The following is a 13,648-nucleotide window of genomic DNA, read 5'->3' on the forward strand; positions in this document are numbered from 1 at the left end:
TACACTTCTGCTACTACATTTTATGCTATAATATTAGAATAATATGTAGGCTTTTGGAGGATTTTGTAATGGCAAAATATACACCGATGATGGAACAATATTTAAAGATTAAAGCAGAATATAAAGATGCGTTTTTGTTTTTTAGATTGGGAGATTTTTATGAGATGTTCTTTGAAGATGCCATTCGTGCATCAAGAGAACTTGAAATCACGTTAACTAAACGTGATTCTGGAGGAGAGAATCCCATACCAATGTGTGGGGTACCATACCACGCAGCTGAAAATTATATAAAGAATTTAGTGGAAAAAGGGTATAAAGTAGCCATCTGTGAGCAAGTGGAAGATCCTAAGAATGCTAAGGGTGTAGTAAAGCGTGAGGTCGTACAACTTATTACTCCTGGTACGGTAATGGAAAGTACAATGTTAAACGAACGGAACAATAACTATATTGCTAGTTTATCTCATTTTCAAGATGGTTCATATGTAATAGTCTATTGTGACCTATCTACTGGTGAGAGTAGAATAGCGCAGATTGCATCAAGTTTTGACCGTGTCATTCATGAATTCTATAACCAGCCAATTAAGGAAATAGTTGTCTCATCCAGTCTACCTGAAGAATTACAAAGGCAATTAATTGACAGGCTTCAAGTAACCCTATCTTATCAGGATGAAGTAACCTTTAACGGAGAGTATCGAAATATTTGTGAGAATCTCAATGATGAACGTTTAGTAAAAGCTTTTAGTCGGTTATTAAATTATGTACAGCATACGCAAAAGCGTTCACTAGATCATTTAAAACAAGCTGAAATACTGGAGCTGAATGATTATCTTTCGCTAGATATGTATTCCAAACGAAATCTGGAATTAACGGAAACTATACTTCGTAAGGGAAGACATGGTAGTCTTTTATGGGTTTTAGACAAGACGGTAACTGCTATGGGATCTCGGATGTTAAAAAAATGGCTGGAAAGGCCTTTACTAGATAGAATCCAAATAGAAAAAAGGCTAAAAGCAGTTGAAGGGTTCTATCAATCATTTATGGAAAGAGACGCACTTCGTGAAAGTTTGAAATCAGTTTATGATTTAGAACGATTAGCTGGAAGAATTGCTTTTGGTAATGTCAATGCAAGAGACTTAATTCAGTTAAAAAAATCATTAAAACGGATTCCAGAAATCAGAGGATTACTAACAACAATTAATAATGATGAGATAACGAACTTAGCGAATCAATTAGAATATCCTGAAGACATAGTAGACATTCTGGAAACAAGTATTATGGAGGACCCACCAATTTCAATTAAAGAAGGGTCGATTATTAAAGATGGCTTTAACAAGCAACTTGACGCTTATCGAGACGCTACCAGGAATGGAAAGAAATGGATAGCAGAACTGGAACAAAAAGAAAAGCACGAAACGAATATTAAATCATTAAAGATTGGATACAATCGTGTATTTGGTTATTATATAGAAGTTACAAAAGCAAATTTACATTTGTTGCCTGAAGGAAGATATGAGCGGAAACAAACATTGACCAATGCAGAACGATTCATAACTCCAGAATTAAAAGAGAAAGAGCAGCTTATTCTAGAAGCAGAAGAAAAAAGTGTGGAACTAGAATACAGCTTATTTACCGAAATACGTGAAAAAATAAAATCAGAAATTCCTAGATTGCAATATTTAGCAGATGTAGTTAGTAAGATTGATGTCCTACAAGCTTTTGCAACTGTCAGTGAAGCGAATAATTATCATCGACCAACTTTCACAGAACATCAACTTCAAGTGAAAAATGGTAGACATCCCGTCATTGAACAAGTTATGGATGATGGTACGTTTGTACCAAATGATATTCTCTTAGATGATGAGAAGAGTATACTTTTAATTACTGGGCCGAATATGTCAGGTAAAAGCACGTATATGAGACAGCTAGCATTAATTGCGATAATGGGACAAATTGGTTGTTTTGTTCCGTGTGATGAAGCTGAACTAATTATCTTTGATCAAATATTTACTCGTATCGGTGCCGCAGATGACCTCGTTTCTGGACAAAGTACGTTTATGGTAGAGATGCTTGAGGCAAATCACGCAATCGAACATGCAACTGAGCGAAGTCTAATTTTACTTGATGAAATTGGACGAGGAACAAGTACCTATGATGGAATGGCACTTGCGCAAGCTATAGTGGAATATATTCATGATCATATCCATGCGAAAACATTATTCTCCACTCACTATCATGAATTAACAGCATTAGAAGATAACTTATCGAGACTTAAAAATATTCATGTTCGTGCAGAAGAATATGAAGGAAATGTTGTATTCCTTCACCAAATTAAAGAAGGTGCGGCAGACAAAAGCTACGGTATTCATGTGGCTAAACTTGCTAGCCTGCCGGATAAATTGATTGATAGAGCAACCGTAATTTTGAATCAATTAGAAAATTATGATGTTGAAGAAAGAATACAAGGAAATAATGAATCAAATCAACTTTCGCTTTTTGAAGAGGAAGTAAACCAAGTTAAAGAGAAAACTCCTATAGCTTCTGAAGAGGGTAAATTAATAGAGGCTTTAAATCAAATTGATTTATTTGATATGACACCAATTGAGGCTATGAATGAGTTACACCGATTACAAAAGTTAGTGAAACAAAATATTAAGACAAAGCAGTATAAATAGAAAGGGTTCTTTCTAATGAAAATATTTCAAATGCCAGATGCATTAGCAAATAAAATAGCAGCAGGAGAGGTTGTTGAAAGACCTTCTTCTGTTGTGAAAGAATTAGTTGAAAATAGTATAGATGCTGGTAGCAGCTGGATAAAAGTGGAATTGAATGAAGCTGGGCTTGAAGAAATTAAAATAATTGATAATGGGGAAGGCATGGCTGAAGATGATGTTGAACGAGCGTTTCTTCGTCATGCGACTAGTAAGATAAGAAACGAATCGGATTTATTTCATGTAAATACGCTTGGGTTCCGTGGAGAGGCTTTAGCTAGTATTGCATCGGTTAGCAGACTTACAATTAAGACTTCACAAGGTGATTCGGCTGGAACATTCTTATCACTTGAAGGTGGAGTCGTTAAGGAACGCGGGAAAAGTGATGCTAGACAAGGAACAGAAATTACCGTATCTGATTTGTTTTACAATACGCCAGCCCGTCTTAAATATATGAAAACACTTCATACTGAACTTGGACATATTACCGACCTTTTAAATAGGTTGGCGTTATCCCACCCAGAGGTTCGCTTTGAGGCAACACATAATGGCAAGCCTTTATTTAGGACACCTGGTACTGGAGATATGCTACAAGTAATTTCGCAAATATATGGTATGGGTGTAGCGAGAAAGATGCTGCCGATTGAAGGAGAAACATTAGATTTTAAGATTAGTGGATATATCGCTAAACCAGAAATCACCCGAGCATCTAGAAATTATATCTCAATTATTTTGAATGGTAGATATATAAAAAGCATACCTTTAAGTCAAGCTATAATTCGTGGCTATCATACGTTACTACCTATCGGACGATCTCCGATCGCAGTAATCAAAATTGATATGGATCCAATTCTAGTGGATGTCAATGTTCACCCGACAAAACTTGAAGCGAGGTTCAGTAAGGATAAGGAACTATTTGGATTAGTTGAAAAGTTGATTCAGAATACATTTAGACAAACAAGGCTTATACCTGAAATAGTTCAAAAGCCTGTGGAAAAACCTAAACAATCCTTTCAACATGCATTTGACTTTAATAAGAATAATAACATGCTGAAAGAAATGGTAGATACTACTAAACAACTAGATAAGTTTCCTAGTTATAAAACAGAAAATAGCCCTGAACATGTTATGGAAAACATACTGGTAGAGGAGATAGAATCGAATGAACTTGAAGAGAATGTATCAGATAAGAGGGAAATAAATGATGACATTCTAGTCGTAAACGAGGAAATCATTCCTTCTCGTGAACGTGTGCCAACCATGTATCCTATCGGTCAACTACACGGAACATATATACTTGCTCAAAACGAAAACGGATTTTACATGATAGACCAACATGCAGCACAGGAAAGAATCAAATATGAATTCTTTAAGAAGAAGTTAGGTAGAACAAGTAATGAAGTGCAGGAACTATTAATTCCACTCACCTTTGAATTTTCAAAGCAGGAATCAATATTTATTGAGCATTATAAGAACGAATTAGAAAAAGTTGGGTTATTCTTTGAAGATTTTGGTAATCAAACATATATCATTCGCTCTTATCCGAATTGGTTTCCTAAAGGGTTTGAAGAAGAAGTCATTCGTGAGATGATTGAGCAAATCATGCAAGATGAAAAAATTAATGTAGAATCTATTCGAGAAGAAGCTGCAATTTTAATGTCTTGCAAACGTTCGATTAAAGCAAATCATTATTTAAATCATGACGACATGTTTCGTTTACTAGAAGATTTAAGGAAAACAACGGATCCATTTACATGTCCACACGGTAGACCGATTATTATTCATTTCACAACCTATGAACTAGAGAAAATGTTCAAACGGGTGATGTAATAGGTATATTTCATCTGCACTTCGATAATGATAATAGTAAAGGCGGTAGAATAAGGTAGTATGTGACTTTGTTTTAGCTAATGCTACTAGCCAAAGAGGTGGAGTGCAGATGGAAAATCAAAAACTAATCAATTTTTTAAATCAATTACTATCTAATCAATTTGTAATGTATGTTAAACTGCATCGATATCATTGGTTTGTACAAGGAAGACATTTTTTTCAACTTCATGAGTTGTTTGAGGAAATGTACGTTAAGTTTGCAGAAGACTTGGATACGGTAGCGGAAAGAATATTGATGATAGATGGTAAGCCATTAGCGACTATGTCAAAATATTTAAAGGAAGCTACAATAGTAGAAGCAAGTGCTGATGATGAAGAAGAAGAAATTATAGATCAACTACATAATGATTACAAACAACTTATAAAGGAAATTAAAGACATAGGATTTGAATTAGCAGAAGGAAGAAATGATGAACCAACAAAAGATTTGCTAATTACACTTCTAGGAAGCTATGAAAAATATGTTTGGATGTTATCACAATATCGAGCATATAAATAAAAGAATGGAATATTAGGGGAAGATGAATGAAACAGAAAGTTATTGCCATAGTTGGTCCAACCGCTGTAGGTAAAACGAAACTTAGTATTGAGGTTGCAAAGAAATTTAATGGGGAAATTATAAGTGGCGATTCTATGCAAGTATATCGAGGAATGGATATCGGCACAGCGAAGATTAAAATAGAGGAAATGCAAGGCATACCTCATCATATGATTGATATTAAAAATCCTGATGAAAACTTTTCTGTTGCAGACTTCAAGAAATATGTTCAACAATACATAAAAGAAATATCAGCAAGAAACCACATTCCAATTATTGTAGGAGGAAGTGGTCTTTATATACAATCGGTATTAAGCGATTATAATTTCTCAGAAGAAAAGAGAGATGATGCCTTAACGAAAAAGTTAGAAGCGGAAATGGAAGCGGAAGGAATTGAGCCTCTATACAATCGCTTGAAACAAATAGATCACGTACAGGCCGAAAAGATTCATCCTAATAATTTTCGAAGGGTTATTCGAGCTTTGGAAATATATGAGAAAACTGGACTTACGATGACAGAGTATCAAATGCACCAACAAAAAGAAATGCCTTTTGATAGTATGCTAATTGGATTGGAAATGGAACGATCTATGCTATATGAACGTATTAATCATCGTATTGATTTGATGGTTGAGGAAGGGTTAGTAGAAGAAGTTCATAAATTAATAAGTGAAGGATATTCGAATTGCCAATCTATGAAGGCAATTGGCTATAAAGAATTGATTCCTTATTTCAGAGGAGAGACGACTTTAGAAGAATCGATTGAATTATTGAAACGCAATTCTAGACGATTTGCCAAAAGACAGTTTACCTGGTTTAAAAACAAAATGGAAGTTAATTGGTATAATCTAACTCCATTAACAATAAGTGAAAAATTTAATGAGATTTTAATTGATTTAGCAGGATTTCTTAAAAGTTAAGTAGAAATATATAGTATAGATAGAAAAGAGGAGGAAATTTAGGTGGCGCAATCTGTGAACATTCAGGACCAATATTTAAATCAATTAAGAAAAGAGCATATTTCAGTTACTGTTTTTCTTACGAACGGTTTTCAGCTAAGAGGCATCGTAAAGGCTTTTGATAATTTTACAGTATTGTTGGAGTCAGAAGGAAAGCAACAGTTAATTTTTAAACATGCAATTTCTACTTTTGCACCAGCTAAAAATGTAAATCTTGATAAAGAATAAAAGGAATATTCCTAAAAATACGTGTCGTTCCCAATGGGTCTGTCCTCCAAAATAGAATGATGTTTTGGGGGGCGGACCTATGTTACGTTACAGGTAAACGATATAGGCATTTGTCACAACTTTATCCCTCTGAACGTATAATAAGATGACTAAGGAGTGATAAAGTTGACTACGCAAAAGATTCATCATAAAAATGGTAAAATTAATATTGTATTACAAGATAATAAAGCAGCTAAAATAGATAACAATAAGCGTGAGGAATATGTAGGCAAAGAACCTTTTGCTCATATTGATCAAGAATTATCCTCATTTGTTGGATTAAGTGATCTGAAACAAAAAATAAAAGAAATCTATGCAACTATCATTATAAATGAAAAGCGAAGTCAAATGGGGCTATATAATTCCAAACAAATTCTGCACATGCTCTTTAAAGGTAATCCTGGCACAGGAAAAACGACAGTGGCGAGGAAATTAGCTAAAATATATTTTGAAATGAACTTATTATCCAAGGGACATTTTATTGAAGCTGAAAGAGCGGATTTAGTTGGTGAGTATATTGGTCAAACTGCTCAAAAGACGCGTGCACTTATACAAAAGGCGATGGGTGGCGTACTTTTTATTGATGAAGCATACTCACTAGCACGTGGCGGAGAACGAGATTTTGGTAAGGAAGCTATTGATACTCTCGTAAAACATATGGAAGATAGTGGTAATGACTTTGTATTAATATTAGCTGGGTATCCTTACGAAATGGACAGATTTTTAACCCTTAATCCCGGTCTGAAATCTAGATTTCCGTTTATACTTGAATTCCCTGATTATGACGTAGATCAATTAATGGATATAACGCGACAAATGGCGTCAGAAAGAGAATATCAATTATCTAAGGATGCAGAGTGGAAACTAAGAAATTTCCTCTATAAACAAAAAAATGATCCTACTAGTAACTTCTCTAATGCGAGATTTATCCGTAATGTCGTAGAACATGCGATTCGAATGCAGGCGGTGCGATTATTATATAAGGATAATATCTCTCCAGATGAGCTTATATTGTTAACAGGTAATGATTTAAAACTAGAAGACATTCAGTCCATATGGTAATTTTATTACTCAACATAGCGACATAAATTATAGCAGTCAATTAAGGAGAGAATGAGTACAATGTCCGAAGAAAAAGTAGTTGTAATAGCTGTTAAAAAGCCGCAGCAGCAGGATGATTATTTTGGGTCTTCACTTGAAGAACTTATATCACTTGTAGATACTGCAGGTGGTACTGTTGTAGAAGTAATCACGCAAAATAGAGAACGAATTCATCCTGCTTTTTATATTGGTGAGGGCAAAATGGAGGAAATTAAACAAAAAATAGATGAACTTGAAGCTGACATAGTTATATCAAATGATGAATTATCAGCTGGGCAATCACGAAATTTAAGCGATTACTTTGATAGAAGAGTAATTGATAGAAGTCAACTTATCCTCGATATTTTCGCAAAAAGAGCAAAAACGAAAGAGGGTAAACTTCAAGTAGAACTAGCGCAATTACAATATTTATTACCTCGACTACGTGGGCAAGGTGTTCAATTATCTCGGTTGGGTGCAGGTATTGGTACACGTGGTCCTGGTGAAACAAAGCTGGAAACAGATCAACGACACATTCGTAGACGCATAGATGATATAAAAAGGCGGTTGAAGCAAGTTGTAAAACAGCGTGATCAATATCGTAAACGTAGAAAACAAAATGAAGTGTTTCAAATTGCTATTGTTGGTTACACCAACGCTGGAAAGTCAACATTATTCAACCGGTTAACGGATAGCGAATCTTTAGAGGAAGATAAATTATTTGCAACGTTAGATCCTCTAACGAGAAAATTACAATTTACGTCCGGTCTAGAAGTTTTAATTACGGATACGGTAGGATTTATTCAACAGCTCCCAACTACATTGATAGCAGCCTTTCGTTCTACTTTAGAAGAAGTACAGGAAGCAGATTTTATTCTTCATGTTGTGGACAGTTCACATCCAGATAATGAGCAACATCAAGATACGGTTATAAAATTGCTCGACGAATTAGAGAGTAGTTCGATACCGATGTTAACGGTTTATAATAAAAAAGATCTTATAAAAAATGATTTCATCCCGAGAAATCGGCCCTATATCATTATTAGTGCTTTGGAAAATGAAGATCTAGTTCGATTAGTGAAGAAAATAGAAGAAGTGCTGATAAAAGAATGGGAGCCTTATCAAATTAAAGTCGAAGCGGATAAAGGTAATTTGCTTAATCGTTTTGAGCATGAGACAATTCTTAAGGAAAAAACATTTGAAGAAAATACTGAATCCTATATTGTAACTGGATTTATTCGTCCGGAACATCCGCTTAAGGGTATTGTAAAGGAGAAAAGTTAGAAACATGAACGAAATAGAGAGACTCGTAGAACAAGCAGAAAAAGACATTGCAACAATTCACATGGAAATTAATAAAAAAGTGGAAGTGAACCAAAAAAGAGTATTAGATGCTTTCCGAAATAATAAAGTAAGTGATAGCCACTTTAATTCTACAAGTGGCTATGGTTATGATGATATTGGACGAGATACATTGGAAGCTGTATATGCCGATGTGTTCGGAGGAGAGTCTGCTATAGTAAGGCCACAATTGGTATCTGGAACTCATGCAATTACTACAGTATTTTATGGGTTGTTAAGACCTGGTGATGAACTAATTTATATTACGGGAAAACCGTACGATACTTTAGAAAATGTAATAGGATCAGATGGAGAAAATACTGGATCACTCAAGGATTTTCAGATTACATATAATGAAGTATCTTTAACAGAGGAAGGTCAGATTGATTATCCTGGAATAAAAGAAGCAATAAATGATAGAACAAAAGTGGTCGCTATTCAGCGTTCAAAAGGATATGCAAATCGACCTTCCTTTACAGTTGATAAAATTGCGGAAATGATAAGCTTTGTTAAAGGATTAAAGGAAGATGTCATAGTGTTTGTTGACAACTGTTACGGAGAATTTGTTGAAGAAAAGGAGCCGTTACATGTTGGTGCAGACATTATGGCTGGGTCTTTAATTAAAAATCCAGGTGGTGGAATTGTACGTGGTGGCGGCTATATCGTTGGACGAGATGACCTAGTTACATTATGTTCGTACCGTCTCACTGCACCGGGGTTAGGAAAAGAATTGGGAGCAACATACAATCTACTTCAGGAGATGTATCAGGGCTTTTTCCTATCACCACATATTGTTGGTGAGGCGTTAAAAGGAGCAATCTTTACATCTAGGTTATTAGAATTGTTAGGATTTGTAACAACACCATACTATCAAGAGAAACGAACTGATTTAATCCAATCGGTGACATTTGAAACTCCGGAACAGATGGTAGCATTTTGTCAGGCAATCCAACGAAATTCCCCGGTGAATTCTTTTGTTACGCCTTATCCAAGTGAAATGCCTGGCTATGAAGATGAAGTGATTATGGCAGCGGGAACATTTATTCAGGGGTCTAGTATTGAACTATCTGCAGATGGTCCAATTCGAGAACCTTATACTGCTTTTGTACAAGGTGGACTAACATATGCCCATGTAAAAATTGCGTTAATCGAGGCTGTACAAGCTATAATACAGGAAAAGTAATCTAGAAAATTGAAAGTTTAGAGATGATGTTAACTTACCTAACATTTTGTTGACAGAATAACTCACATTTAATATAATAATTTTGTAAAGGGAGGTCATAATCATGAATGACACAGATCGACGCTCCATGCCTTTATTCGGAATTGGTATTGTAATGAAACTTACTGAACTAACCGCTAGGCAGATTCGCTACTACGAAGAGAATGAATTAATTCATCCAGAGCGAACAGAGGGGAATCAACGACTATTCTCATTCAATGATGTAGATCGACTACTAGAAATAAAGAATTATCTAGACAAAGGTTTAAATCTTGCTGGTATCAAATTGTTACTTAACGAAGAAGACTCTGAAAAAGAGCAAAAAGAAGAAGAAAAAGCATTACCTCAAAAGCAAAAATCAGACCTAACCGATAAAGAGCTAAGAGCGATTTTGAGACAAGAAATTACCGAAGCGAATCGGTTTGGAAAAGCGAACCTAAGGCAAGGTGAGCTTGCTAGATTCTTTGTTAATAGGTAAATAAGTAGGTATAGAGGGAAGGAGTTTCCTACTATATTAACTTTATTTTAAATTTTAGGAGGAGAAAAATTATGGGTTACACTAGGGAAGAAATTGAAAGAAAGATTAAAGAAGAAAATGTAAAATTTATTCGACTTCAGTTTACAGACATGCTAGGAACAATTAAAAATGTCGAAATCCCATTAAGTCAATTGGAAAAAGCTCTTGATAATAAGATGATGTTTGACGGTTCTTCAATTGAAGGTTTTGTTCGCATTGAAGAGTCTGACATGTATCTTTATCCTGACTTAGATACATTTGTTGTGTTCCCTTGGACTTCTGAAAAAGGTAAGGTTGCACGCTTTATTTGTGATATTTATCGTCCTGATGGTACACCATTTGAAGGTTGCCCTCGTTATAACTTAAAGCGTAATCTGAAGAAAATGGAAGAATTAGGCTTTGATGCATTTAATATTGGAACAGAACCGGAATTTTTCCTATTCAAATTAGATGAAAAGGGAGAGCCTTCATTAGAACTAAATGACCATGGTGGATATTTCGACTTAGCTCCTACTGATTTAGGAGAAAATTGCCGTCGTGACATCGTGTTAGAATTAGAAGAAATGGGCTTTGAAATTGAAGCATCCCACCATGAAGTTGCTCCAGGGCAACACGAGATTGACTTTAAATATTCCGACGCATTAAAACATGCTGATGATATCCAAACATTTAAACTAGTAGTTAAAACAATTGCTAGAAAGCATAATCTACATGCAACATTTATGCCAAAACCATTATTTGGTGTAAACGGATCTGGTATGCATACAAATATGTCTTTATTTAAAGGTAATGAAAATGCATTTTACAATCCGAGTGGAGATTTAGAATTAAGCGAAACTGCTTATCAATTTATTGCGGGTATTGTAAAACATGCAACTGGATTTACAGCTGTTACAAACCCTACTGTTAACTCTTATAAACGCCTAGTACCTGGTTATGAAGCACCAAGCTATGTAGCATGGTCAGCAGCTAATAGAAGCTGTCTAATGCGTATTCCGAACTCTCGTGGACTAAGTACTCGTGTTGAAGCAAGAAGCGTCGATCCAGCTGCTAATCCTTATATGGCATTATCAGTATTATTAGCTGCGGGTCTTGATGGAATCCGTAACAATTTAACACCGCCTCCTGCAGTAGATCGTAACATCTATGTTATGTCAAAAGAAGAACGCGATGAAGTTGGTATTAAAGATTTACCATCATCTTTAATTGATGCATTACAAGAACTGAAAAACGATGAAGTAATCGTGGAATCTCTTGGTGAGCATTTATTTGAACACTATATTGAAGCAAAAGAGATAGAATGGGATATGTTTAGAACGAGCGTCCATCCTTGGGAGAGAGATCAATATCTAACTAACTATTAATAATAAAAAACCGGTAATTTAAAGGCAACCCCTTTAGTTTACCGGTTTTGTTTGCAAATAATAGTACTATACTGAAATAACTAGAACTAACGCCTATTGCTTAAGAGAGCAATAGGCGTTAGTTAATTTTATAGGGGAAATATCTTTATTAATGAATGTGGCGATACAAGCCAACTACTTTACCGAGTATGGATACATTTTTATATATTAATGGTTCCATCGTAGTATTTTCAGGTTGCAAGCGAATATGATCCTTTTCTTTAAAAAATCGTTTTACAGTTGCTTCGTCATCTTCGGTCATTGCTACAACAATATCACCGTTTTGAGCAGTATTTTGTTGTTTGACGATGACCATATCACCGTCTAAAATACCTGCCTCTATCATACTCTCACCATCAATTACAAGTACAAATAGATTTTCATCTGGACCTGCAGTCGAACTAGGAATTGGTACAAATTCTTCAATGTTTTCAACAGCAGTTATCGGGATACCAGCTGTTACTTTACCAATGACAGGTGCATATCGAGCTTCGTCTCTAGGAATATTACTTTCCTCATCTAAATCTAGTATTTCAATAGCTCTAGGTTTAGTAGGATCACGTCGTATAAATCCTTTACTTTCTAGTCTAGAAAGGTGTCCATGAACAGTGGAGCTCGAGGCAAGGCCTACTGCTTCAGCAATCTCTCGAACAGATGGTGGATAGCCCTTTAATTTGACTTGTTCTTTTATGTATTCAAGTATTGCTTGTTGTCTAGTTGATAATTTAGTCATCTATTAAACACCTCGCACATATAATTTATTATTGCTAGTTTATCATCGATAAGAAAAAAAAGCAAACATTCGTTCGAAAAAAACTGTTGACAAGAGCGTATGTTCTGTTATACTAAAAATACGAACAGAGGTTCTTGTAATGTAAAGAAGAAGGGATGATGGAGAAATGTTTGGTAAAGTAAATTTGACAGATTTATTTTATATTGTTGGTTTTGCTTTAACATTAGGATTCTTATACCTTTCATTAATTAGTGCATAATAGGAGAATTATAAATTGAATGTAATTATTTACTGCCGTGTGAGTACAGATAAAAAAGTTCAAGAGACATCATTAGCTAGACAAAAAGAAGAATTACTTCAATTGGCTAATCGGTATCAGTTTAATGTCATCAAGTGCATAGAAGAAAGAGCAAGTGGATATGAAGTGGAACGTGATGGGGTTTTTGATATGCTAGAGTCATTTGAAAATGGACAAGCAGAAGCTCTTTTAATTCAAGATGAGACAAGACTTGGCCGGGGCAATACAAAAATAGCTTTATTTCATCAACTAACTAAACTCAACGTCCAAATTTTTAGTTCGATTCATGATGGGGAGCTTGAGTTATCTGAATCTGATTCAATGGTACTGGCTATTGTAGGGATTGTTGAAGAGTATCAACGGAAGATACATAACTTAAAAATTAAGCGAGGAATGAAAAAGGCTATAGCTAATGGGTATAAACCTGCTCATAACCTTACTAATCAACATTTATCACCAGGTAGAGAACGGAAAGAAGTGCCAATTGAAGAGATTATTCGATTACGAAATAATAACCTTACGTTCAGTGAAATAGCAAAGACCTTAAATGGTCTGGGTTACGAAGTATCGAAGGCTACAATCCATCGAAGATATCAAGAATACCAAATAATTGATTCAGATTAACTGAAAAGGTAATATTAAAAAGCAAGAGCATCCAATGTTCTTGCTTTTTAATATTTTCATGATATGAA

General features: G+C 35.0%; 12 protein-coding genes. 11 read left to right on the forward strand and 1 reads right to left on the reverse strand.

Translation table 11 applies throughout. The features are described 5' to 3' along the window. The first annotated feature begins 68 nt into the window (after window positions 1-68). From mutS to glnA, 10 genes are all read left to right on the forward strand, one after another. Window positions 69-2,672 (forward strand): DNA mismatch repair protein MutS, encoded by a 2,604-nt coding sequence (gene mutS / locus AB1K81_RS04835; RefSeq protein ID WP_412975518.1) that lies wholly within the window; start codon window positions 69-71, stop codon window positions 2,670-2,672. Between the two features lie 15 nt (window positions 2,673-2,687). Beyond that, window positions 2,688-4,538, forward strand: a complete 1,851-nt coding sequence (mutL, locus tag AB1K81_RS04840; protein ID WP_412975519.1) for a DNA mismatch repair endonuclease MutL — start codon at window positions 2,688-2,690, stop codon at window positions 4,536-4,538. Window positions 4,539-4,647: 109 nt separating this feature from the next. After that, window positions 4,648-5,097, forward strand: a complete 450-nt coding sequence (locus AB1K81_RS04845) for a Dps family protein (protein WP_412975520.1) — start codon at window positions 4,648-4,650, stop codon at window positions 5,095-5,097. A 26-nt stretch (window positions 5,098-5,123) separates the two neighbouring features. Then, window positions 5,124-6,056, forward strand: a complete 933-nt coding sequence (miaA, locus tag AB1K81_RS04850) for a tRNA (adenosine(37)-N6)-dimethylallyltransferase MiaA (RefSeq protein WP_412975521.1) — start codon at window positions 5,124-5,126, stop codon at window positions 6,054-6,056. A 42-nt stretch (window positions 6,057-6,098) separates the two neighbouring features. Beyond that, entirely contained in the window at window positions 6,099-6,323 is a 225-nt protein-coding gene (gene hfq / locus AB1K81_RS04855; protein WP_186868752.1) for an RNA chaperone Hfq, read from the forward strand. 165 nt (window positions 6,324-6,488) lie between these two features. Further along, window positions 6,489-7,424, forward strand: coding sequence for a stage V sporulation protein K (gene spoVK / locus AB1K81_RS04860; RefSeq protein ID WP_412975522.1), 936 nt, complete (start codon window positions 6,489-6,491; stop codon window positions 7,422-7,424). 60 nt (window positions 7,425-7,484) lie between these two features. Beyond that, window positions 7,485-8,726, forward strand: coding sequence for a GTPase HflX (hflX, locus tag AB1K81_RS04865; protein ID WP_412976116.1), 1,242 nt, complete (start codon window positions 7,485-7,487; stop codon window positions 8,724-8,726). 4 nt (window positions 8,727-8,730) lie between these two features. Continuing rightward, the gene (locus tag AB1K81_RS04870) at window positions 8,731-9,966 is read left to right on the forward strand and encodes a methionine gamma-lyase family protein (protein WP_412975523.1); all 1,236 of its coding nucleotides are present in this window, start codon (window positions 8,731-8,733) and stop codon (window positions 9,964-9,966) included. Window positions 9,967-10,069: 103 nt separating this feature from the next. Further along, window positions 10,070-10,483, forward strand: coding sequence for a MerR family transcriptional regulator (locus AB1K81_RS04875; RefSeq protein WP_412975524.1), 414 nt, complete (start codon window positions 10,070-10,072; stop codon window positions 10,481-10,483). Between the two features lie 71 nt (window positions 10,484-10,554). Further along, window positions 10,555-11,886: a type I glutamate--ammonia ligase gene (gene glnA, locus AB1K81_RS04880; RefSeq protein ID WP_412975525.1), complete on the forward strand. Its 1,332-nt coding sequence runs from the start codon at window positions 10,555-10,557 to the stop codon at window positions 11,884-11,886. 148 nt (window positions 11,887-12,034) lie between these two features. Here the strand turns inward: glnA and lexA are convergent, their stop codons facing one another. Next, window positions 12,035-12,658 carry a transcriptional repressor LexA gene (gene lexA, locus AB1K81_RS04885; protein ID WP_412975526.1) on the reverse strand — a complete coding sequence of 208 codons (624 nt, stop codon included), beginning with the start codon at window positions 12,656-12,658 and terminating at the stop codon, window positions 12,035-12,037. Between the two features lie 274 nt (window positions 12,659-12,932). Here lexA and AB1K81_RS04890 point away from each other — a divergent pair, with 274 nt between their 5' ends. Further along, a complete protein-coding gene (locus AB1K81_RS04890; protein ID WP_412975527.1) occupies window positions 12,933-13,580 on the forward strand; it encodes a YneB family resolvase-like protein in 648 nt (215 codons plus the stop codon). Window positions 13,581-13,648: the final 68 nt, after the last annotated feature.

Origin of the sequence: Ornithinibacillus jepli (genome assembly GCF_047228935.1) — a bacterium.
GTDB lineage: Bacteria > Bacillota > Bacilli > Bacillales > Amphibacillaceae > Ornithinibacillus.